We start from the raw sequence: 21,566 nt of genomic DNA on the forward strand, positions 1-21,566 counted from the left end.
GGAGCACCGGAGGGAGGAGACGCCGGCCTAGGCCGTCTCCTCCGCGTCGTCGCGGCGGACCTCGATGTGGTCGGCGGCCAGGTCGACGGCGACCCGGTGCTCCATGCCCAGCGCCTCGAGGAACTTGGGCGGCAGCTGCACCCGGCCCGTGCGGTCCAGCATCACGTACTCGCGCTCGCTGACCGACTCGGCGCCGTGCTCGTCGGTGACCGTGCGCCGGAGCACCTCACTGCTGGTGCGCCCGTCGCGGATGGCCACCGTACGGCGGACCTCGCCCGCCACCATCGGGTCGTGGGTGACGATCACCACGGTCGCGCCCAGCTCCCGGTTGACCGTCCGGAAGGCCTCGAAGACGGCGGCGCCGGTCTCGGAGTCCAGCTCGCCGGTCGGCTCGTCGGCCAGCAGCACCGCCGGGTCGTTGGCCATGGCCACGGCGATGGCGACGCGCTGCTGCTGGCCCCCCGACAGCTGCTCGGGGCGCCGGTCGGCGAGGGCGCCGATCTCCAGTGCCTCCAGCAGCTGCCCCACCCGCGCGGCCCGCCGGGCGGCCGCCTTGCGCCCGCCGCCCTTCAACTGCATCGGCAGTGCCACGTTCTGAGCGGCCGTCAGGAACGGCAGCAGGTTGCGGGCGGTCTGCTGCCAGACGAAGCCCACCGCCTCGCGCCGGTAGCGCAGCCGGTCCTTCGCGGACATCTCCAGCAGGTCGTAGCCGCCCACGGCGGCCTTGCCCGCCGTGGGCACGTCCAGACCCGCCAGGATGTTCAGCAGGGTGGACTTGCCGCTGCCGGAGGCCCCGACCAGGGCCACCAGGTCCCCCTGGGCCACCGTCAGTTCCAGCCCCTGCAAGGCCTGTACCTCGACCCCGGCGGAGCTGAAGATGCGGACCAGCCGGTCGCAGACGATGGCGGTGCCCGCGGCGGCGGCACGCGGTGCGGCGGCGGCCAGCGCGCTGCGCCGCAACTCCTCGTAGGTGGGCGCTTCGGTGCTCAACGGTCTCCCGCTCTCAACTCGGTGGTGATCTGACGGCGGCCGGACACCGCCGCCTCGACGAGCACGGCGACGGCCACCAGGGCCGCCAGCCCCAGCGCCTGCGACAGCACCGGCCACGCCGTCAGCCGCAGCCCGACCGGCACGGCGGACCCGACCAGCGCGGACAGGTCGACGGAGGGCCCGAGCAGGGCCGCGGCCCCGGCCGCGACCAGCCCGCCGCCCAGCGCGGCGGCCAGCGCCTGCGGCAGGGACTCCGCGACGATCAGCGCCACGCCCTGCCGGGGCCGCAGCCCCATGGTGCGCAGCCGGGCCAGCAGCGCGCCCCGCTCCGGGGCGGTCCGCACCAGGGTCAGCAGTACGGCCAGCACCGCGAAGCCCGCCGCTCCCGCCAGGGAGGCCCAGAACAGGCGCTGCGCCGCGTGCTGGAGGGGGTCCGCGGCGAGCCGGGCGGCGTCCGTCCCGCTCGTGCGGACCATGTGCCCGTCGGCGGTGCCCCCGGGGGCGGTCGCCCGCAGCAGCTCCTTCAGCGGACCGTCCTGGACGGAGCCGAGGGCGAACCAGTGGGTGGGGCGGGCCGCCTGCGGCACCCGCGCGGTGACCGGTCCGGCGGGCAGCACGATGATCGCCGACCCGACGCTCGAGGGGGCGGGGGTGCCCTGGACCGTCCCGGCCGACTTCGCGCGCAGTTCCTCGCCGTTGCCCAGGCGCAGCCGGTAGACACCGTCGGGGCTCTGCCCGGCCAGCTCCTTGCTGAACAGCGCGGGCACGGGGGCGTCGGCGCCGACCGGGGCGGACAGGGCGGCGGGGTCGATCAGGCCCCGGCCGACGGCCTTGGCCAGCTCGGCGTAGGCGGCGGGGTCCGCGACGATCACCGTGGTCCGGGCGAAGCCCCGGTCGGTGCCGAACACGAACGCGTCGGGGTCCAGCCACATGCCCAGGGAGGTCCGTACGCCGGGCAGCGCGTCGGCGGCCTTGACGAACGCCTCGGGCAGGGCGGCCCCGAGGGGCGCCGCGACCCGCGCGTCACCGCCGATGCCGGCCCGCGCGACCGAGAGCCGCGCACTGTCCACGGACGCCAGCACGGTGGCCCCGAACCCGCCGGTGGTCACGGCCAGCAGCAGCGCGATCAGGGGCAGTACGGAGGGACGTGCCCGGTCCCCGGCGCCACGGGCGGCCCGGGCCAGGCCGAGGAAGCCGATGAGGCCGGGGCGCCGCCCGGCGGCCCGGGCCAGGCTCCCGACGAGCACGGGCTGGATCCTGGCCAGCAGCAGCCCGCCCGACAGGGCCAGCAGCAGCGGGGCCGCGACGAGCAGCGGGTCCACGTCCGCGCCGGGCGGGGCGACCCCCCGGCGGCGTACCTCGACCACGGCCGCGACCGTCGCGGCCAGTACGAGCAGCTCCGCCACGAGCCGCCGCCGGGGTGCGGGCCCGCGCGGCGGCGACAGCAGCACGAAGGCCCGTACGGGGAAGGCCAGCAGGGCGGCCAGCGCGACCGCCCCCGCCGCGATCAGGCCGGGCGCCAGGCGCGGGGTCGGCAGCAGGACCACGGGCAGCCAGGCGGCGAGCGCGGCGGCCGGCAGCACGGTGACGGCCCCCTCGCCCAGCAGCCGGCGCACGATCCCGGCGCGCGAGCCGCCCCGGGCGCGCAGCAGCAGCAGTTCGGACTCCCGCCGGGCGCCCGCGAGTCCGGCCGCGAGGCAGAGCACCACCAGGGTCACTCCGGCGAGCCCGGCAGGACCGATCGCGGCGAGCGGCGCCGCGGCCTGCCGGCGGGCCCGGGCCTCGGCGAACAGCCGGGGCAGCTCGGAGGTGACCCGCAGGTCCTGGCGGCCGGTCTCGCCGGCCAGTTCGGTGGCGGTCAGCCCGGCCACGAAGGAGGCGACCTCGTCGCTGACGGCGGGCAGCTCGTGGGCGCGCAGCACCCCGGTGTCCACCGGGAGCCGCCAGAAGTCCGTCGCCTTCGACCCCCAGGGGGCGATCCGGTCGAGGGCCTCCGGGCCGACGAGGGCGGAGGCGTACCAGCCGGGGCCCTTGGGGTGACAGGCCTCCGTGGGGCAGGGCAGTTCCGTCCAGTAGACGTCGGCCGCGTCCTCGGCGGCGTAGAAGCCGACGACCTCCGCGGTCATCGGGCCCGAGAGGTCCGCGCCGGCATCCAGCACCATGCCGAGCTTCACCCCCAGGGTGTCGGCCGCGCTCTTCGCCATGGCGACCGGGACGGGACCGCCCGGTGCGCCGCCGCTCGGCCAGCGCCCGGCGACGATCCGGGCGTGGGAGGCGACCTCGGGCAGGAACACCAGTTGCATCTGGGGCATGATCTCCTCGGGCGCGGCCAGCCCGGGGTTGAGCAGGGTGCGCGGCAGCGTGCCCATGGACCCGTGCACGGGGCCCTCGGCGGCCATCCGGAAACCCGAGGTGTCGACCCGGCGGCGCAGGGCGGCCAGGACGGAGTCCAGCTCCTGGGGGGTCTGCGTCCCGTACTTGGCCAGGGAACTGACGTACAGGCTGGTCGGCGAGGGCCCCCGGTCGGCCAGGTACGCGCGCAGCGCCTGGTCGGAGCCCCGGTCCAGGGCCCGGGGCAGGGCGGCCGCCAGCAGGACGGCGACGAACGCGAGGAGCATCGAGAGCAGCACCGAGCCGGGCGCCGCCCGCAGCCGGGTCCGCACCCAGCCCGCGCCGGCGGCGCTCCGGGCCGCGGCGGCGCCGGGCCGTGCGGGCGGCGCGGGCCGCGTGGGGCGCGCGGGCGGGTTCTCCTCGCGGCCGGGGGACGGGCTGGTCACATCTCCTCCACATGGCGCAGCCGCGTGGCCACATCTCGTTTCCGGCGGCCCCCGAGCACGGCCGACAGCAGGGGAAGGGCCGCGATGGCGACGGCCAGCAGCAGCGTCGGCGCGGTCGGCAGGTCCACGAGGACCTGCGGTACGGGGCGCCGGGCGGCCGGGTCCAGCACGACCAGCGGCACCACCAGGTGCACGATGGCCGCTCCCAGCCCCACGCCCACGGCGGTCCCGAGGCCGACGAGCAGGCCGCTCTCGGCGGCGGCCGTCCTGCCGAGGCCGCCCCGGTCGGCGCCCAGGGCCAGCAGGATCGCGTGCTCGCGGCCCCGCTCGCGGGCGGCGGCCGCGGCCGAGGCGGCGAAACCGATGGCGGCGAGCACCGCGCAGGCGACGGCGAGCGCGGCGAGCGCGGCTTGCGGTCCGGCGCTCAGCGGGTCGCCCAGCAGGGCGGCCGTCACGTCCTCGCGCAGCACCAGCTGCTGGTGCCCGGCGCCGGCGCGCAGCTCGGCCGCGGCCCGGGCCGGGGCGGGGTCGTCGGCGGAGGCCGCGGGCATCCACCACTCGTCGGGCGCGGGCACCTCGCGGCCCTCCCTGGCCGCGAGCAGCCGTCCGGCGGCGCCCAGGTCGACGGCCACGGCCGTGCCGCCGGCCACGGGCAGCGAGCCGACGGCGGTGGTGATCCGCACGGGGACGACGGCGTCGACGCCGAGCCGGACGGGCACCACGTCGCCCACCGCCGACCCGACGGCCTTCAGGTAGGCGCGGGTGGCGATCCCGGGGATCTCGGTGGCGGGGGCCCCGGCCGTGGTCAGCGTGAGCTGGCTGCCGTCGAGCTGGGGCAGTCCCTGGTACTTCACCCGCATCAGCGCCCCGTCGGTCCCGGGCCCGGCCGCCGGCAGGGAGGCCGCCGCCTTCCCCGAGGACAGGGTCGGGGCCGTCAGGTACCAGGAGGGCGCGGCCGCCTCCACGGGGACGGCCGGCCCGCCCTGGGCGGCGGCGACGGAGACCCGGTGGAGGGTGACCTCCGCGTCGAGCGGGCCGACCGGAGTGCCGCCCGGGACGGACATCCCGGCCCCGTAGACGAGCACGATCCCGGCGATGTCCAGCGGCCCGGCGGCGGACCCCAGCGGGGCGCCCGTCAGCGCGGCGACGTCCACGGGGACGGTGGCGCGGCCGTCGTCCGGGAGCGCGGTCAGGGGCGAGCGGTACGTCAGCCCGTAGCGGTCGCGCAGCAGCAGGCTCAGCTGCGGGCTGCCGCTCGAACCGGTGGCCCGTACGGCCACGTCGAGGTCGATGCGCTGCGGCTGACCCGGCAGGGCGATGCCGGGCCCGGCGGGGGTGTCCCCGGCGAGCGGGGCGAACAGCTCACGCATGGGCCGCCCGTCGCGCAGGTCGGCGCGCAGCGGCACCCGGTCGGCGAAGGCGGGGGCGTCCACCGCCAGGACCTGTCCCGCGACGCCGCCGGGCAGTTCATGGCCGGAGCGGATCACGGGCGTCACCCGGTCGCCGCCGGGCAGGGCCGCGTACCGGCCGCCCCGGCCCGGCGCGGGCAGGTCGCTGCCGGTGATGCGCAGTCCTCCGGCGGTGGTGAAGTCGGCCTGGTCGCGCTGGGAGGCGGTCCAGGCGGTGTGCTGGCCGAGGGCGAGCACCCCGCTGGACACCGCGAGCACCAGCAGCAGTACGGGCCCGGTGGCCCGGCCCGGACGCCGGGAGAGCTGCCAGCCGACGAGGGCGGGGCCGAGCCCGCGGCCCCGCGCGGCGATCCGGCCGCCGAGCCGGGCGGCCAGGGGCAGCAGCCGCAGGACCAGCAGGGTGCCCGCGCACAGGGCCAGCGTCGGGGCCGCCACCAGCACCGGGTCGACGCCCAGCCCGCCGCCCGCCCCGGAGGGGCCCTCGTCCCCGCTGTACGCGGCGAGTTGCCGGTACGCGACGGCGGCGAGCGCCAGCAGCGCGAGGTCCGCGCCGGAGCGGGCGATCCCCGACACCAGCGCGCGCCGGCGGCCCGCGCGCCGCAGCGCGCCGGCCGCGGCCCCGCGCAGCAGCGCGGGCACGGTGGTGAGCAGGACGCACAGCAGGGCGAGCCCGGCCGCCACGGGCCACAGCAGCCAGGTCCGCCCGGTGGCCAACGGCACCTGGGCGAGCGCGCCGTGGCCGGCGAGCAGGCGCAGCAGGAAGGGGGTGAGGAGCGGGGCCAGCACCGCCGCGGGGAGGGCGAGCACCAGGGACTCGAAGGCCGACAGCAGTCCGAGGCGGCGGCGGGATGCGCCGCGCGCCGTCAGCAGGGCCCGTTCCGGTTCCTGACGCTCCGTCAACAGGTGGGAGACCAGCAGCAGTGCGGCCGCGGCCAGTACCGCGAGCTGGAGCGCGCCGACCAGCAGGGTGGACCGGGCGACCCGCTGTGCGCTGTTCAACTCGGCCAGGAGCTGCGGAAGTTCCGTGGTCACCGTCAGTCCGGCGGGGCGGGCGACGGCCGCCGCCTGCGCCCGGGTCCGGACGCCCTCCACCTCGGCGGTGCGGGCGGTGGAGAAGTCGGGGGTGAGCAGCACGGCCCGGCCGTTCTGCGGGAGCTTCCCGGCGGTGAAGGCCGAGTCGTCGACCAGCAGCGGGCCGTAGGTGGTGAAGCTGCCGATCTGCACCTCCTGCCCGCCGAGCGGATCGAGCCGCCAGTACGGGTCTTCCGGCCGCTCCGCCCGGTAGACCCCGGTGACGAGCACACCCAGCGGGGCGCCGCCGTAGCGGTCGTCGAGGCGCACCTCGGCGGGCAGTGCCTGCGCCGTCAGCCCGAGCCGGGTCAGCGCCGCCTGCGGCACGGCCACCGGGAACAGTGCCGGGCGGTCCCCGACGGCATCCGGCCACCGGCCCGCGAGGAGGCGTACGCGGCTGCGGTCCAGGGCGGCCAGGAGGGTCAGGTCGGCGTCCTTGCCCTCGGCGCGCGCGCCGGGCAGTCCGTACGAGCGGCTGCGCGCCGCGCTCTCGACGCCGGCCGGGAGCCCGCCGAACAGCCCGGCGGAGAAGGCCCGTACGGCCTCGTCGTCCCCGCGGCGGGTGTCCGCCCCGTGCTCGGCGGTGAGCAGGACGGCGGTGCGGGTCCCGGCGCCCGCGGTGAGCGTCCGGCGCAGTCCGGCGTCGCCCACGGTGCGGGTGAACGCCAGCAGCGCGGTCAGCGCGGTGGTGGTGATGAGTACGGTGAGCAGCACGGCCGCGACGAGCGGCAGACGCCCGCGCAGCCGGCGCACGACGAAGCCGATCATGAGCCTGTTCCTCCCCCGAACCGGACCTTCGGCACCGGATAGCGGACGACTCTGTCAGATTCGTGCGGACATCGGAAGGTACTTGCGTGATTGATGTGACAGGTGAACAAATTCGGACGCGAGGGTACGAGAGTGCCGGACCGCGTTCCCGAGAAGCGCGGCCACCGGCCGAGCCGAGGGGGAGCACACCATGACGCAGCAACGGGACAGCGGCACCACCACCGCGAGCGCAACGGCGACCGCCGACACCGGGGCGCCCATGGTGGCCGTACGGGACCTGCGGCGCAGCTTCGGCTCGGGGGAGCGGACCGTGCACGCCCTGCGCGGGGTCTCCTTCGAGGCGCGCCGGGGCGAACTCACCGCCCTCAAGGGCCGGTCGGGCTCCGGCAAGACCACCCTGATGAACCTGGTCGGCGGCCTGGACACGCCGACCGGCGGCACCGTCGAACTCGACGGCACCGACCTGGCCGCCCTGGACGAGGACGCGCGCCTCGCCCTGCGCCGCGACCGGATCGGCTTCGTCTTCCAGTCGTTCGGACTGATCCCCGTCCTCACCGCCGCCGAGAACATCGGGGTCCCCATGCGGATGCGCAAGGTCCCCGCCAGGCAGCGCGAGGAACGGGTCCGCACCCTGCTGGCCCTCGTGGGCCTCGCCGAACACGCCGAGCAGCGCCCCGGAGAGCTCTCCGGCGGGCAGCAGCAGCGCGTCGCGCTCGCCCGGGCGCTGGCCAACGAGCCCGCCCTGATCATCGCGGACGAGCCCACCGGCCAGCTGGACTCCGAGACGGGCCGCTCCATCATGCGGCTGCTGCGCGCGGTGGTGCGCAGCGAGGGCGTCACCGCCCTGGTGGCCACCCACGATCCGGAACTGATGGAACTCGCCGACCGGGTCGTGGAGCTCCGCGACGGCAGGATCGTCGAGACGGCGGGCTGACGGCCGCCGGCCGCAGGACCCGCGAGGGGAGCGGGGGCGGCGCCGGGGGCGGTTCGGGCGCCGTGGGGGTCATGTGCCCACCCGCTTCCCGCCGGCGAGCGGTGGCCGCAGGCGCCGGGCGAGGTCCAGCAGGAGCCGCACGGGCCGGGAGGTGGTGGCCGCCTCCCAGGTGCCTCCGGCGCGCGCCCACCGGTCCAGGACGTGGACCAGGGCGGAGTCGCAGAAGGTGACGAGGGCCGCGTCGAGGACGAGATGGCGGGCGCCGCGGGCGGCCGCCGCGTCGAGGAGGCCGTACAGGGGGGCGCACGTCCAGTGGTCGAACTCCCCGTCGAGGCCGACGGTGAGGACACCGCCCCGGAGCACGGACCGTACGCGGGGGAGCGGGTCGGGCGGGTCGGACGGGTCGGTCGGATCGAGGAGGCCGAGGGCGCCGGTCCGGGGAGCGGCCGGGGGGTGGGTGACGTGGTCGGGCGTGGACGGTGCCGGGGCGTTTATCGCGTCTATGGGGGTGTTCACGCCCCGGACAACGGGCCGGGCCCCGGGCGGGCACCGGCCGTGGAGCCCGCTTCACCCGCCCGGGGCGCCCCCACTGACCCGTTCCGGCGGTCTTCCTCACCCGCCCGGGTCCCAGCACGCTTCGGGGCGCATCCGTCCGGCGGTCCCGGTACCCCGGCCGGCCGGCGGACACCGATCACCGGTCCGGCCGGGTCAGAGCTCGGCCCCCGGATGCCGCTCCAGCGGGGTGGCTACCGCCGAGTTGCTCACACTGAAGGTGACGCTGCCCGCCCGGTAACGGTCGTCGGACCACTCGATCGGGCGCCCGGTCCGGGTGGCGGAAACATGCCTCTGGCGCAGCAGCGGGCTCCCGCGCCGGATCTCGAGCAGCCGCGCGTCCTCGCTCCCGGCGGGCAGCGCGTCGATGAGGTGCTCCCCGTACTGGGCCGCGATCCCGGAGTCCGCGGCCAGGCTGTCCATCACCGAGCGGCAGTCCTGGGGCAGCGCTTCCACGGCCGCCGCGACCCAGTCGGCGTACGCCGTGCGCTCCACCATCGTGGGCTCCCCGTCGAGGATCCGCAGCCGCACGACGGCCAGGACCTCCGTACCCGCGGGCAGGGCGAGCCGCTCCGCCTCCTCGGCCGTCGCGGGCCGCCTGGTCCGGCTCAGGAAGCGGCTCACGACCTCGTGCCCGACCCCCTCGGCCCATTGCGCGAAGCTGTTCAACTCCCCGAAGCTGTGGCGGCGTTCGTGCCGCAGGACGATCCTGCGGGCGCCCTGGCTGGAGCCGACGAGACCCTCCGCGGCGAGTGTGGCCACCGCCTGGCGGACCGTGCCGCGCGAGACGGACCAGCGGGCCGCCAGGTCGCTCTCGGAGGGCAGCCGGCCGCCCACCGGGTACTCGCCCGACAGGATCGCCGTCCGCAGCGCCTCCGCGATCTCCAGATACCGGACCGTCCCCATGCCGTTCCCCCTCGCCGCGATGTGCGCGCCCGCCGCGTGCGCGTGACGGGCGCCGGCCCCGAGGCCGTGATCATCATCGATGATCATCGGGGCCGGTCCTGTCACGACTCCTTTCGGTCATTCTCTGCTCTTCCGCCAGCCGTGCTCCGGGGTCCAGACGCCGTTCATCCTCCGTACAGCGGACCCGGGCGAACTGGAGCCAACTTGTTCAGACAAGTGAGTCGAACAAGCAAACCCCCACGAGTGACCCCCCTTCGTCTCCGGGAGAGACCGTGCTCAGTTCCTCCGCCCGTCGCGGTGCGGCCGTACTGCTCAGCGCCGCCGTCCTGACCACGCTCAGCGCGTGCGGGGCAGCGCCCGACCCGAAGCCGGCCGGCACCGCCGGCGGCGACGCCAAGGGCAAGGCCCAGCCGGGCACCGCGACCTCGGTCGCCGACCTCGGCGGCATGGAGGCCCTCGTGGCCGCCGCCGAGAAGGAGGGCGCGCTCAACGTGATCGCCCTGCCCCCGGACTGGGCGAACTACGGCGAGATGGTCAAGGCCTTCCAGGCGAAGTACCCGAAGGTCAAGATCGCCGCGGAGAACCCGGACGCCTCCAGCTCCGACGAGATCGCCGCCGTCAAGTCCCGCAAGGGCCAAAAGCGCGCCCCCGACGTCCTGGACCTCGGCATAGCCTTCGCCCGCAGCGGCGCCGCCGAGGACCTCTTCGCCCCCTACAAGGTCACCGCCTGGGACAAGATCCCCGCCTCCCAGAAGGACGTCGACGGCCGCTGGTACAACGACTACGGCGGCTACGTCTCCATCGGCTGCGACGCCGCCCGCATCCCCACCTGCCCGCAGACCTTCGCGGACCTGATGAAGCCCGAGTACAAGGGCAAGGTCGCGCTCAACGGCAACCCGACCAAGTCCGGCTCCGCCTTCGGCGGCGTCTACGCGGCCGCCCTCGCCAACAAGGGCTCCTTCGCCGACATCCAGCCCGGCATCGACTTCTTCGGCCAGCTGAAGAAGAGCGGCAACTTCATCCCCGTCGAGTCCACCCCGGCCACCGTCGAGAAGGGCGAGACCCCCATCTCGATCGACTGGGACTACCTGAACGCCGGCTACGCCGAGCAGTTCAAGGGCAAGGGCGTCGACTGGAAGGTCTCCGTCCCCTCCGACGGCGTCTACGCCCAGTACTACTCCCAGGCCATCAACAAGGACGCCCCCAACCCGGCGGCCGCCCGCCTGTGGATGGAGTTCCTCTACAGCCCCGAGGGCCAGAACATCTGGCTCAAGGGCCACGCCCGCCCCGTGCTGCTCCCCGGCATGACCGCCGACGGTACCGCCGACAAGGACGCCGTCACCAAGCTCCCGCAGGTCCAGGGCACCCCGTCGTTCCCGGCCTCCGCCGAGCTCGACAAGGCCAAGGCCACCCTCGCCGAGAAGTGGGACAAGGCCCTCAGCTGATGTCCGCACCCACCACCTCCCACACGAGTGGGACCGCCGGCGGCACCACCCCCCGCCGCCGGCGGCGCGGCCCGCGCACCTGGCTCGCCGCCCTCCCGCTCCTCGCCTTCACCGGGCTCTGCTTCGGCCTCCCCCTCGGCGCCATCGCCTTCGGCGCGGTCACCCGCACCGACCGGGCCACCGGCGCCACCAGCCTGACCGGCGAGCACCTCGCGCGCTCCCTCCAGGGCCCCTACCTCGGCTCGCTCGTCGGCAGCGTCCAGCTCTCCGCCCTGACCGCGCTCCTTGGCGGACTGCTCGGCGTCCTGATCGCGCAGGCCCTGGTCACCTCCCGCTCGACCGCCCTGCGGTCCGCGGCCCTGACCGCCTCCGGCGTGCTCGCCAACTTCGGCGGCGTACCGCTCGCCTTCGCGTTCATCGCCACCGCCGGGATCTCCGGAGTCGTCACCCAGCTCGGCAACCTCACCGAGCTGGGCTGGAACCTGTACTCCTTCACCGGCCTCACCGTGGTCTACCTGTACTTCCTGATCCCCCTCATGGTGCTGGTGATCTTCCCCGCCCTGGACGGACTGCGCCCGCAGTGGCGCGAGGCCGCCCAGAACAACGGGGCCACCGGACGGCAGTTCTGGCGCCACGTCGGCCTGCCGGTCCTCGCCCCCTCCCTGCTCGGCGGGTTCGTCCTGCTCTTCGGCACCGCCTTCGCCGCGCACGCCACGGCGGCGGCCCTCGTCGGCGGCTCCGTGCCGCTGGTCACGCTGAAGATCGCGGACGCCCTCTCCGGCAACGTCCTCACCGGCCAGGAGAACGTGGCGCTCGCCCTCGGCCTCGACATGATCCTGATCGCCGGCCTGGTCATGGCGGTCTACCTGCCCCTCCAGCGACGGAGCGCCCGATGGCTGCGATGACCCCGACCGTTCCGCAGGCGGACACCGCCGCACAGGCCCCGTCGGCCGGGGCGCGCGCACGCCGCTCGCGCCCCCGCCCCCGGGTGTGGCGCGGAGCCGTGCTCGCGCTCGCGGGCGCGTACTTCCTCGTACCGCTCGTCGCGTCCTTCGTGTTCACCGTGCACGTGCCCGGGCAGGGCGTCACCTTCGAGGCGTACACCGAACTGCTCGGTGCCGAAGGGTTCACCCGGAGCCTGCTGCTCTCCCTGGGCCTGGCCGCCGCCACCATCGTGCTGTCCCTGACGCTCGCCGTGCCCGCGCTGATCGCCGTACGCATCGGCTCGCCCCGGCTGCGGCCGGTCGTCGAGGTGATGTGCATGCTGCCGCTGGTCGTGCCGCCCATCGCCCTCGTCACCGGGATCACCACCGTGCTGCGCTGGGGACCCGAACACCTCTCGCGGACCCCGCTCTACCAGACCTTCCTGGCCGTGCAGAACGAGGACTTCCCCGTCGTCCTCGTCCTCGCGTACACGGTGCTGGCCCTGCCGTTCGTCTACCGCTCCCTCGACGCCGGCCTGCGCGCCGTCGACGTACCCACCCTGGTCGAGGCCGCCCGCAGCTGCGGCGCGAGCTGGCCCCACGTCGTCCTGCGCGTCCTGCTGCCCAACCTGCGGGCCTCGCTCGCCGGAGCGGCCTTCCTCACCCTGGCGCTGGTCCTCGGCGAGTTCACCATCGCCTCGCTGCTCGGCTTCCAGCCCTTCGCGGTGTGGATCGTCTCCATCTCCGGAGCCCAGGCCCGCATGTCGGTGGCCGTCTCCATCCTCAGCCTCCTCATCACCTGGCTGCTGCTGCTCGTCCTCTCGCGGGCCGGGACCGCCCCCTCCACCGTGTCCCCGGCCCCCGCCACCTCCCGCAAGGAGTCCTGACCCACATGTCCACGACCCTCCCCGCGGCCAGGAAGCCCTCGGACGCCGAGTCCCGCGAGGGCGCGCGCGTCGAATTCCGCGCCCTGCGCCGGGCGTTCGGCTCCACCGTGGCCCTCGACGGCCTCGACCTGACCGTGGAGCCCGGCGAACTCCTGGCCCTGCTCGGCCCCTCCGGCTGCGGCAAGACCACCGCCCTGCGCGTGGTCGCCGGCTTCGAGACGCCCGACTCCGGCGAGGTCCTCGTCGACGGCCAGGACATCACCCGGGTCCCGGCCAACCGCCGCGACGCCGGGATGGTCTTCCAGTCGTACAGCCTCTTCCCGAACCTCAGCGCCCGCGACAACGTCGCCTTCGGCCTGCGCGTGCGCAAGGTCCCCGCGGCTCAGCGCCGGGAACGCGCCGCCGAACTCCTCGACCTGGTCGGCCTGCCCGACCACGGCGACCGCTACCCGCACCAGATGTCCGGCGGCCAGCAGCAGCGCGTCGCGCTCGCCCGCGCCCTGGCGCTGCGCCCGCGCGTGCTGCTCCTCGACGAACCGCTCTCCGCGCTGGACGCCAAGGTACGGGCCAACCTGCGCGAGGAGATCCGCCGGCTCCAGCTCGACCTCGGCATCACCACCGTCTTCGTCACCCACGACCAGGAGGAGGCCCTCTCGATGGCCGACCGGGTCGCGGTGCTGAGCGCCGGGAAGCTGGAGCAGTGCGCGGCCCCCGCCGAACTGTACGAACGACCCGCGACCCCCTTCGTCGCCGAGTTCGTCGGCACCATGAACCGGCTCCCCGGCCGGCTCACCGGCTCCGGGCTCGTCGAGGTCGCCGGCGCCCGGCTGCCCGTCGACGGACCCGTCCCCGCCACCTCGGACGTCGAGGTCCTGGTCCGCCCCGAGAACCTCACCGTCACCGCCGACACCGAGGGGACCGCCACCGTCGTGTCCGCCTCCTTCTTCGGCTCCGTCACCCGCCTCCACCTCGACCTGCCCGGCGGCACCCGCGTCAAGGCCGACGTGGCCTCCCGGGACGCGGGCGACCTGGCGCCGGGCGCACGGGCCGCCGTAGGACTGGCCGAGCGGCCCGTGCTCGTCGTCGCACGGGCGGAGGGCGCCGCGTGAGCGGACTGGGCGCCGTGCTCTTCGACATGGACGGCACCCTCGTCGACACCGAGGTGCTGTGGTGGGAGACCACCGAGGAGATCGCCGCAGGACTCGGCCACCGCCTCGGCCGGGCAGACGCCCCCGAGGTCGTCGGCCGCGCGGTCGCGGACACGGCCGGACACCTCGTACGGGTCTCCGGGCGCGGGGAGCCCGCGGCGGTCGCCGCCGGGCTCACCGAGGGCTTCTTCCAGCGGGTCGCCGCCGGGGCTCCGATGCGCCCCGGCGCCCAGGCCCTGCTGACCGCGCTGGAGGCACAGGGCCTGCCCTTCGCCCTGGTCAGCGCCTCGCCCAGGGTGGTGGTGGACTCGGTGGTCGGCGGCTCGCTCGCCCACGTCCCCTTCGCCTTCACCCTCTCCGCGGACGACACCGTACGGACCAAGCCGCATCCCGACCCGTACCGCGAGGCCGCCGCACGCCTGGGCCTCGGCCCGCAGGAGTGCGTCGCCGTCGAGGACTCCCCGGACGGCGCGGCCTCCGCCGAGGCGGCCGGCTGCCCCGTGCTGGTGGTGCCCTCGCTGCTGGAGGTGCCGCCCTCGGACGCCAGGACCTTCGCCGGCTCCCTGGAGGAGGTCACCCCGGACGTGCTGCGCGGCTGCCTGGTGCTCTGACCGGGGGTCAGGCGGACAGGACGAGCAGCTCCAGGATCCCCTCCGCGTAGGCACCGGACACCGAACCCGGCCCGGCCTCCAGCACGGTGACCAGCAGCGGCAGGCCCGCCCGGACATGGGCGGCGCACTGCCCGTACAGGCCGGCTTCGTACGGGGTGCCGTCGTCCTCCGCGCTCAGCAGGGACAGCAGCGTCCACAGCAGCGCCTCGCGGGTCGCCTGCCGGGGCGGGCCGGCCGCCCACACCGCCATCAGCACCCCGCAGGCCGCGGCGGCCGGGGGCCACAGCCGGGCCCCGGTGAAGACGTGGCCCTGGAGCGCGTGGAACGCCGCCGGGTGCCCCTCGGCCGCGTCCCACAGCATGTCGGCGAGATGCGCCGCCGGGCGGCCGCAGCCGCACACGACGGAAGCCCAGTCGTGCCGTGCGATCTCGGCCCGCACGGTGTCCGGCACCAGGGGGCTGCTGCGCGGCGTGTCCGTCCCTCTCATGAGGCCCAAGTATGGGTGGCGGCAGGGGTTCGGTCGAGCAGGCTGTCCGGCACCGGGCCGCACGCCCATGGCAGGGTGGAACCCGTGAACCAGGCACCGCAGGCACCGCAGTCCGAGAAGCCCGAGACGCCCGATACGCCGGGCCGGCGGGCGTCCGGCAGGACCCCGCTCTACCTGACCCTCGCCGCGGACCTGCGCGGGGCCATCACCGCGGGGGAGTACGGCTCCGGCGCCCGGCTCCCGGCCGAGGACGAACTCGCCCGCCGCTACGGCGTGTCCCGGGGCACCGTCCGCCAGGCGCTCGCCGCCCTGCGCACCGACGGGCTGATCACCTCCCGGCGCGGCACCCGCCGCGTGGTCCTCGCCGGGCCGGGGGAGGGCGGGGCCGTCACCGAGCTGCGCAGCTTCACCCGCTGGGCGCGCTCCCTGGGGCAGCGGCCCGGCGGGCGCACCGTCTCCGTGGAGGAGGGCGCGGCCGACGCCGAGGAGGCGGAACAGCTGCGCCTGGAGTCCGGGGCGGCCGTCCACCGGGTGCTGCGGCTGCGGACCCTGGCCGGCGAGCCGGTGATGGTCGAACGGACCACGTACCCGCGGGAGGTCGGCGCCCTGGTGGCGGCGATGCCGCCGGACACCCTCTCCTACTCCGAGCAGCTCGCCCGGCACGGGGTCCTGTTCACCGACGCCCACCACACCATCGACATCGCCTTCGCGGACGCCGAGGACGCGGCCCTGCTCGGCTGCCGGGCCGGGGAGGCGCTGCTGCGCGAACGGCGGCGCTCCACCGACCCGGCGGGGACCCCGGTGGAGTGGTCGCAGGACCGGTACCTGCCGGGGACGGTGGCCTTCACCGCGCACTCCACGGGGGCGTTCGCCCTCGGCCGCCGGCTCGGGCCCTGAGCGCGGGGCCCGGGCGCGGGGCCCGGGCGCCGGGCACCCACGAAGCCCCGGCCCTGGGCGCCGGACCCTACGAGGGCCCGGCCGCGGCGGCGCCCCCCGGTCGCGGCTCCGCGCGCAGCAGCCCCGCCAGCAGCGGCCGGAAGTGCCCGAAGTCCGGGGTGTCCGCCTCCGGGTCCTTGGCCCGCTCGTCCCACCGCCGGACGGCGACCGCGTCGGCCGCCCCCGCCAGCGCCTCGAAGGCCCGCACCTGCTCCGGCGTCATCGGCCCGCCCTGGACGCGCAGGGTGTGTACCGAGGCCTCCGACAGCAGGTCGAAGTAGCCCGGTTCGGCCGCGCACAGGTACCGCTTGGCGGCGACGTGCAGCCGTACGGGCTCCGTCACCTCCGGTCCGAACCAGCGGGCCAGCCAGTCGGCCCCGGTGTGGCTGTGCCGGTTGTCGACCCCGCCCTCCATGAGGTCGCGGCCGGTCACCGTCCCGTGGAAGTGCCCGATGTCGTGCAGCAGGGCGGCGGCCACCAGGTGCGCGGGGGCCCCGGCCGCCTCGGCGAGGGCGCCCGCCTGGAGCATGTGCCCGGCCTGGGTGACGGCCTCGCCGAGGTACTCGGCGCTGCCCTCGCCCTCGAACAGGGCGGCGAGCAGGTCGAGGGGGTGCGCTGCGGCGCTCACGCGGAGTCCCCCTCGCGGGTGCCGCGGCGCAGGACCGCCAGGGCGGAGCAGAGCCCGTCGAGGTCGGCGTAGGCCCCCTGGAGGTGGCGGCCACCGGACTCGGCGAAGGCCGTACGGGCGTGCAGCAGCCGGGTGTTGTCGAAGACCAGGCAGTCCCCGGGCGCGAGCCGGAAGTCGAGGCACAGCTCCGGGCGCAGCAGCAGCTCCCCGAAGCGCCGGTAGGCGGCGTAGAACTCCTCCAGGACGGCGGCGCTCGCGTGCAGGGTGCCGATGGAGCGGTTGTTGAACCGGATCTCGCGGATCCGGCCGAGCGGGTCCACGTCGACGAGCGGCCGGTGCGCGCGCAGTTCGGTCCTGGCGTCGGTGAACGCGAACTCCACCGGCACCCGGGTCAGCACCTCGAAGGCCCGCGGGTCCTCGGCCCGCAGCAGGGCGGCCGCGTGGAAGCCGTCCACCAGCCCGGAGTCCCCGCCGGCCGCCTCGTTGCGCAGGCAGTGCAGCAGCTGCACCGTGGGCACCGGGTCCCGGTACGGGTTGTCGGTGTGCGGGGTGATCCGGGCCCCGGTGAAGGCCAGGTTGTTCGGGTCGGCCTCGACCCGTACCTCGAAGAGCTCCCCGTAGTTCGTCCGGCGTACGAAGCCGAAGGTCTCCGCGACGTCCAGCACCATCCGGTCCCGGCAGGGGACGCCGCGCAGCAGGACGAAGCCGAGCCGCCGCACGCTGTCCAGCGCGTGGATCCGTACCGCGCGGTCGCCGATGTACGCGTCCCAGGAGGCCTCAGGGACCCGCCCGGCCAGGTCCGGTGCCGCCCACAGCTCCTTGTCCTGCTCGGTCCGCCCGTCACCGTCGCCGTGGCGGGCGGCGCCGGGGGCGTGGGCCTCCAGCCAGCCGGCCGGGTAGAGCGAGCGGTGGCCGTCCGGCTCCCACACCACCTCCCAGCCGGGCCCGGAGCGGTCGCCGGAGGCGGGCACCTCACGGGCCTCGGCTACGGCCAGGCCGGTGGGCAGGTCGGTGATCTGGAACAGCTTCTGGCCGTTGCGCGGGTCGCGGCACTCGCCGCAGGGGCAGTTGTCGCGCAGCCAGGGCGCGGGCGAATCGGTGATCGCCGTGGAGGGCATCGGGGCTCCCGTCGTCGTTTCGTGGGCCACGGCTTCCGGCCGTGGGATCAGCCGGCGCCCAAAGTTGTATGTACAACTTGGCCCCCGCGGGCATGCTGGCAGTCCCGGATGGCCGCGAGGTGACGCCGAGATGACCGGAACCGGATCCCCGGCGTCCTCGTCTGAGACCCCGTGTGGATGAAACGAAGAGTCCTGGCCCTGCTGCTCGCCCTGCTCGCGACCCAGGTGGGCAGCCTGATCAGCCCCGCCTACGCCTGCGGCTGCGGGGCGATGGTCCCCGACGCGGCCTCCCGGATCGGGGTCGACCGAGAGACCTCCGTCGTCCGCTGGGACGGCCGCACCGAGGAGATCGTGATGCGGTTCACCGTCGGCGGGACCGCCCACCGGGCCGCCTGGATCATGCCGGTGCCGGGGCGGGCGAGCGTGGAGCTGGGCGACCCCGGCCTGTTCACCGAGCTGGCCGAGCTGATCAAGCCCGAGCGCAGGACCCGTTCGTACTTCTGGCCGCGCGACAGGGACTGGCCGTTCTCCTCCGGCGAGCGCATGGTCGGAGCCGCCCCGCGCCTCCCGGGTGACGCCGCGGTCGGCGTCGTCGGCCGCGAGCGCCTCGGCGACTTCGACGTGGCCCGGCTGACCGCCACCGACCCCGACGCCCTGCGCGAGTGGCTGGAGACCAACGGCTTCCAGCTCCCCGACCGGCTCGCCGGGGAACTGCGGCCCTACGTCGACCAGAAGTGGGAGTACGTCGCCGTCCGCCTCGCCCCCCGCGAGCAGGGCCGCCCGCTGCGCGGCGAACTGGACCCGCTGCGGATCCGCTTCGACAGCACCCGGCTCGTCTACCCCATGCGGCTGTCCCGGCTGGCCCGCACCCCGCAGTCGCTCGGCCTGTACATCCTGGCCGACCACCGTATGGAACCCGGCTCCCCGATCGGCGGGAACACCCCCGAGGTCACCTTCGCCGGGAAGGTCACCCCCGAACCCGAGGACGCCCTCGCCGCGCTCACCGGCGGGGCCCGGCCGGTGTTCCTGACCGCGATCGACCAGCGGTTCCCGGAACCCTCCCGCATCGACGGCGACCACGAACTGCGCGCCACCGCCAAGGACACCCCCTACCGGCGGGCCGTTTACCGGGACGAGCTGCTCACCCTCGGCGGAGTCCCCGTCTGGCTGCTGACGGTCGCGGGCACGCTGCTGGCCGGGGCCGTCACGGCTGCCGTGCTCCTGCGCCGACGCCGCCTCGCGCGCGCCGCGGCAGGGCCCGCCGGAAACCCGGTTGAACCTTCAGGCGGCCGCTGAGTACGTTTCCGGCCATGCCCACCTACCCCGCCCTCGACGGCACCCCGCTCGCCTACCGCGTCCTCGGCGACGCCGCCGGCGCCCCGCTCCTCTGCCTGCCCGGGGGCCCGATGCAGGCCTCCGCCTACCTCGGGGACCTCGGAGGGCTGGACGCGCACCGCCGGCTGGTCGTCCCGGACCTGCGGGGCACGGGAGCCTCCGGCGTCCCCGAGGACCCCGCGGGCTACCGGTGCGACCGGCTCGTCGAGGACGTCGAGGCCCTGCGCGAGCACCTCGGCCTGGAGACCGTCGACCTGCTGGCGCACTCCGCCGGCGCGAACCTGGCGGTCCTCTACGCCGCCCGCCACCCCGAGCGCGTCTCCCGGCTCACGCTGATCACCCCGAGCGTCTTCGCCGTCGGGATCCAGATCACCGGCGAACAGCGCCTGGAGGCCGTACGGGTGCGCCGTGACGAGCCCTGGTTCGGCCCCGCGTACGAGGCGCTGGAGGGGATCGTCGCGGGCCGGGCCACCGCCGACAGCTGGCAGGCCATCGCCCCCTTCATGTACGGCCGCTGGGACGACGCGGCACGCGCCCACCAGGCCGCCGAGGCGGGCCAGAAGAACCAGGAGGCGGCGGCCGCCTACGGCGCCGAGGGCGCCTTCGACCCGCAGGCCACCCGGGCGGCGCTCGCGGAGCTGGCGGCGCCGGTGCTGCTGCTCGCGGGCGAGGCCGACATGGCGGCCCCGCCGCAGGCCCTGGCCGAGTACGTCGGGCTGTTCGCGGACGCCGAACTCACCGTCCAGCCCGGAGCCGGCCACTTCCCCTGGCTGGACGACCCCGAGCGCTTCGTGGCCGCGACCGCGCGCTTCCTCGCGTAGGGCCTACGCGCCGCCCGGCGGGCCGGACCGCGTCCGGCCGGGGTTGTCAGCCCGGGGAGGGCGCGGTGCGGGCCCGGCGCAGGGCCAGGGCGGCGAGGGCCTCGGGGGCGCCGGCCTGGCCCCGGATGCCGGGGAAGGCGTTGATGTCGACGACCAGGGGGTCCGCGTCACCGGTGTCGATGAGGTCCACGCCGTAGACATCCAGCCCGAAGACCCCGCCGACCCGCAGCGCCACCGCGGCCCAGCCGTCGGGCAGCCGCTCCAGGGTCGGGGCCGGTTCCTTGCCCCCGGCGGCCAGTTCCGAGCGCCGCAGCCCCGCGAAGACCTGGTCGCCGACCACCCACACCTTGTGGTCGAAGCCGCTGTTGGGTGCGAACTCCTGCACCACGACCGGTTCCACGGCCCAGCGGGACGCCACCTCCCGCAAGGCGTCCGGGTCGTCGACCCGGGCGACCAGGTCGTCCTTGCGGCTGCGCCGGCTCTTGACCACCAGCGGCCACGGCAGTCCGGCCGCCCGCGCCGCCAGTCCGGCCGCCGAGGCGAAGGTCCGGGTGGCGGCGAAGGGCAGGCCCGCGCGCCGGGCCAGGGCAGCCATCGTCGTCCGGTCCTGACAGCGGCCGGTCGCAGCCGCGGAGTTCACCACGGGCGCCCCCCGGCGCTCCAGTTCCGCGGCCAGCTCCAGCGCGGACGGGGTGCGCGCCTTCAGCAGGTACACGTCCGCGAGGGCCCCGCCCGCGGCGGCGGCCCCCCGGGCGGGGTCCAGCACCTCCACCGCGTGCGCGGGCGCGAGCAGCGCGGCGGTGGCCGCCAGCAGGGGGTGCCCGGGGTCCGGGGTGATCAGGCCGACCCTCACGCGCTGTCCCCCGCCCCCGCCGAGGCCTGCGCCGGAACGGTCACCGGCAGCACGTACGGGCGCGCGGGCGGGCAGGGCGCGGCGGGCGGGCCCTGCCGGCCTCCCGCGCGGGCCAGTGCCAGGACGGCCCGCGCCACCCGGGCCGCCGCGTCGGGCACCTGACGGAAGCTCGGGAAGTCGTTCACGTCGACGACCACCGGCCCGTCGGGCCCCAGCAGCACGTCCACGCCGTACAGGTCCAGCCCGTAGACCTCGCCCACCCGGGCGGCGACGGCCGCGACCTCGCGCGGCAGCGGGACCTGCCGTTCGCGGACCCCGGAGCCGGGGTGCAGGGGCGAGCAGCGCTCGGTCGCGAACAGCTCCCCGTCGACGCAGTACACCTTGATGTCGGTGCCCGGGTTCGGGACGTACGGCTGGGCGATCAGCATGCCCTCGCCCGCGAGTACGGGGAGCAGCGCGGCCAGCCGGTCCGGCGAGGGCACCAGGTGGACGGCCCGTCCGGAGCTGCCGTCGGCCGGTTTGACGACGAGCGGGTACTCCTCGTCGGGTATCTCCGCGAGGAGTTCGGGCGAGGCGACCGCGTAGGTGGCGGGCAGCGGCAGTCCCCGGGCGTGCCCGAGGGCGGCGGCGAGCGCCTTGTCGCGTACGCCCCGGATCGACCGGGCGTCGTTGACGGTGGTGGCCCCGGCGGCGGCCGCGGCCTCCAGGAGGGTCAGGCCCGGACCGCCGGACACCGTCTTGAGGACCCAGGCGTCGTGCGCGCCCGCCCGTACGACCTGGCTCATGCGCAGCAGCGAGCCGCCCGGCCGGACCACGTCGACGTGGTGGCCCCACGCGGTCAGCTTGCCGATCACCTCGTTGGGCATGCCGTCATGGCGGTAGTGCTCCTCCACCAGGAAGCAGAGCCTCATGAACTTCCCCATATTCCCCGGACGTCCTCCGCCGATTCCGTCCGGCGAGTTGTGAC

Annotated in this window: 19 protein-coding genes; 9 read left to right on the plus strand and 10 right to left on the minus strand. The window is 75.9% G+C overall.

The genetic code is table 11. The features are described from left to right. Window positions 1–27 precede the first annotated feature (27 nt). The 3 genes from OOK31_RS14935 to OOK31_RS14945 are packed head-to-tail and all read right to left on the minus strand — an operon-like array spanning window position 28 to window position 7,015. Complete coding sequence (locus OOK31_RS14935) at window positions 28–945, minus strand: ABC transporter ATP-binding protein (RefSeq protein ID WP_267088285.1); 918 nt, start codon at window positions 943–945, stop codon at window positions 28–30. A 41-nt stretch (window positions 946–986) separates the two neighbouring features. Continuing rightward, on the minus strand, window positions 987–3,767 hold the full coding sequence (locus OOK31_RS14940) for a hypothetical protein (protein WP_267013000.1): 2,781 nt from the start codon (window positions 3,765–3,767) through the stop codon (window positions 987–989). Beyond that, window positions 3,764–7,015: an FtsX-like permease family protein gene (locus OOK31_RS14945; RefSeq protein ID WP_267013001.1), complete on the minus strand. Its 3,252-nt coding sequence runs from the start codon at window positions 7,013–7,015 to the stop codon at window positions 3,764–3,766. The genes OOK31_RS14940 and OOK31_RS14945 overlap by 4 nt, the downstream gene beginning before the upstream one ends. Before the next feature lie 190 nt (window positions 7,016–7,205). Between OOK31_RS14945 and OOK31_RS14950 the strand changes: the two genes are divergently transcribed. Further along, complete coding sequence (locus tag OOK31_RS14950) at window positions 7,206–7,949, plus strand: ABC transporter ATP-binding protein (protein ID WP_267013002.1); 744 nt, start codon at window positions 7,206–7,208, stop codon at window positions 7,947–7,949. Between the two features lie 69 nt (window positions 7,950–8,018). On the opposite strand, the gene OOK31_RS14955 is transcribed toward OOK31_RS14950, so the two are convergent. Together OOK31_RS14955 and OOK31_RS14960 are read right to left on the minus strand one after the other, a co-directional pair. Then, complete coding sequence (locus tag OOK31_RS14955) at window positions 8,019–8,465, minus strand: STAS domain-containing protein (protein ID WP_267013003.1); 447 nt, start codon at window positions 8,463–8,465, stop codon at window positions 8,019–8,021. Window positions 8,466–8,657: 192 nt separating this feature from the next. Continuing rightward, a complete protein-coding gene (locus tag OOK31_RS14960) occupies window positions 8,658–9,407 on the minus strand; it encodes a GntR family transcriptional regulator (RefSeq protein WP_267088286.1) in 750 nt (249 codons plus the stop codon). Between the two features lie 308 nt (window positions 9,408–9,715). Here OOK31_RS14960 and OOK31_RS14965 point away from each other — a divergent pair, with 308 nt between their 5' ends. The 5 genes from OOK31_RS14965 to OOK31_RS14985 are packed head-to-tail and all read left to right on the plus strand — an operon-like array spanning window position 9,716 to window position 14,421. Next, a complete protein-coding gene (locus OOK31_RS14965) occupies window positions 9,716–10,852 on the plus strand; it encodes an ABC transporter substrate-binding protein (RefSeq protein WP_267088287.1) in 1,137 nt (378 codons plus the stop codon). Next, complete coding sequence (locus tag OOK31_RS14970) at window positions 10,852–11,757, plus strand: ABC transporter permease subunit (protein ID WP_267013004.1); 906 nt, start codon at window positions 10,852–10,854, stop codon at window positions 11,755–11,757. The genes OOK31_RS14965 and OOK31_RS14970 overlap by 1 nt, the downstream gene beginning before the upstream one ends. Then, window positions 11,745–12,662: an ABC transporter permease gene (locus OOK31_RS14975; RefSeq protein WP_267013005.1), complete on the plus strand. Its 918-nt coding sequence runs from the start codon at window positions 11,745–11,747 to the stop codon at window positions 12,660–12,662. The genes OOK31_RS14970 and OOK31_RS14975 overlap by 13 nt, the downstream gene beginning before the upstream one ends. A gap of 5 nt (window positions 12,663–12,667) precedes the next feature. Continuing rightward, window positions 12,668–13,771 (plus strand): ABC transporter ATP-binding protein, encoded by a 1,104-nt coding sequence (locus OOK31_RS14980; protein ID WP_267013006.1) that lies wholly within the window; start codon window positions 12,668–12,670, stop codon window positions 13,769–13,771. Continuing rightward, on the plus strand, window positions 13,768–14,421 hold the full coding sequence (locus OOK31_RS14985) for an HAD family phosphatase (protein WP_267013007.1): 654 nt from the start codon (window positions 13,768–13,770) through the stop codon (window positions 14,419–14,421). The genes OOK31_RS14980 and OOK31_RS14985 overlap by 4 nt, the downstream gene beginning before the upstream one ends. 7 nt (window positions 14,422–14,428) lie before the next feature. Here OOK31_RS14985 and OOK31_RS14990 read toward each other — a convergent pair whose 3' ends face one another. Beyond that, window positions 14,429–14,908: a hypothetical protein gene (locus OOK31_RS14990; RefSeq protein ID WP_267013008.1), complete on the minus strand. Its 480-nt coding sequence runs from the start codon at window positions 14,906–14,908 to the stop codon at window positions 14,429–14,431. 84 nt (window positions 14,909–14,992) lie between these two features. Between OOK31_RS14990 and OOK31_RS14995 the strand changes: the two genes are divergently transcribed. Then, a complete protein-coding gene (locus OOK31_RS14995) occupies window positions 14,993–15,805 on the plus strand; it encodes a GntR family transcriptional regulator (protein ID WP_267013009.1) in 813 nt (270 codons plus the stop codon). Between the two features lie 67 nt (window positions 15,806–15,872). Here the strand turns inward: OOK31_RS14995 and OOK31_RS15000 are convergent, their stop codons facing one another. Beyond that, entirely contained in the window at window positions 15,873–16,472 is a 600-nt protein-coding gene (locus OOK31_RS15000) for a phosphonate degradation HD-domain oxygenase (RefSeq protein WP_267013010.1), read from the minus strand. Continuing rightward, window positions 16,469–17,590, minus strand: a complete 1,122-nt coding sequence (locus OOK31_RS15005; protein ID WP_267013011.1) for a TauD/TfdA family dioxygenase — start codon at window positions 17,588–17,590, stop codon at window positions 16,469–16,471. The genes OOK31_RS15000 and OOK31_RS15005 overlap by 4 nt, the downstream gene beginning before the upstream one ends. A 177-nt stretch (window positions 17,591–17,767) precedes the next feature. On the opposite strand from OOK31_RS15005, the gene OOK31_RS15010 reads away from it, so the two are divergent. Further along, complete coding sequence (locus OOK31_RS15010; RefSeq protein WP_267013012.1) at window positions 17,768–18,886, plus strand: DUF2330 domain-containing protein; 1,119 nt, start codon at window positions 17,768–17,770, stop codon at window positions 18,884–18,886. 14 nt (window positions 18,887–18,900) lie between these two features. Then, window positions 18,901–19,746 carry an alpha/beta fold hydrolase gene (locus OOK31_RS15015; RefSeq protein ID WP_267013013.1) on the plus strand — a complete coding sequence of 282 codons (846 nt, stop codon included), beginning with the start codon at window positions 18,901–18,903 and terminating at the stop codon, window positions 19,744–19,746. A 46-nt stretch (window positions 19,747–19,792) separates the two neighbouring features. On the opposite strand, the gene OOK31_RS15020 is transcribed toward OOK31_RS15015, so the two are convergent. Continuing rightward, window positions 19,793–20,599, minus strand: a complete 807-nt coding sequence (locus OOK31_RS15020) for a RimK family alpha-L-glutamate ligase (protein WP_267013014.1) — start codon at window positions 20,597–20,599, stop codon at window positions 19,793–19,795. Then, window positions 20,596–21,510, minus strand: a complete 915-nt coding sequence (locus OOK31_RS15025) for a RimK family alpha-L-glutamate ligase (protein ID WP_267088288.1) — start codon at window positions 21,508–21,510, stop codon at window positions 20,596–20,598. The genes OOK31_RS15020 and OOK31_RS15025 overlap by 4 nt, the downstream gene beginning before the upstream one ends. Window positions 21,511–21,566: the final 56 nt, after the last annotated feature.

It is taken from the genome of Streptomyces sp. NBC_00249 (assembly GCF_026342355.1).
In the GTDB taxonomy this organism is placed as follows: domain Bacteria; phylum Actinomycetota; class Actinomycetes; order Streptomycetales; family Streptomycetaceae; genus Streptomyces.

Coding starts and splice junctions, on each gene's coding strand:
- OOK31_RS14945 (WP_267013001.1), bottom strand. CDS start 7,015: ATGATCGGCTTCGTCGTGCGCCGGCTGCGCGGGCGTCTGCCGCTCGTC.
- OOK31_RS14950 (WP_267013002.1), top strand. CDS start 7,206: ATGACGCAGCAACGGGACAGCGGCACCACCACCGCGAGCGCAACGGCG.
- OOK31_RS14960 (WP_267088286.1), bottom strand. CDS start 9,407: ATGGGGACGGTCCGGTATCTGGAGATCGCGGAGGCGCTGCGGACGGCG.
- OOK31_RS14970 (WP_267013004.1), top strand. CDS start 10,852: ATGTCCGCACCCACCACCTCCCACACGAGTGGGACCGCCGGCGGCACC.
- OOK31_RS14975 (WP_267013005.1), top strand. CDS start 11,745: ATGGCTGCGATGACCCCGACCGTTCCGCAGGCGGACACCGCCGCACAG.
- OOK31_RS14980 (WP_267013006.1), top strand. CDS start 12,668: ATGTCCACGACCCTCCCCGCGGCCAGGAAGCCCTCGGACGCCGAGTCC.
- OOK31_RS14990 (WP_267013008.1), bottom strand. CDS start 14,908: ATGAGAGGGACGGACACGCCGCGCAGCAGCCCCCTGGTGCCGGACACC.
- OOK31_RS15005 (WP_267013011.1), bottom strand. CDS start 17,590: ATGCCCTCCACGGCGATCACCGATTCGCCCGCGCCCTGGCTGCGCGAC.
- OOK31_RS15010 (WP_267013012.1), top strand. CDS start 17,768: ATGAAACGAAGAGTCCTGGCCCTGCTGCTCGCCCTGCTCGCGACCCAG.
- OOK31_RS15015 (WP_267013013.1), top strand. CDS start 18,901: ATGCCCACCTACCCCGCCCTCGACGGCACCCCGCTCGCCTACCGCGTC.
- OOK31_RS15025 (WP_267088288.1), bottom strand. CDS start 21,510: ATGAGGCTCTGCTTCCTGGTGGAGGAGCACTACCGCCATGACGGCATG.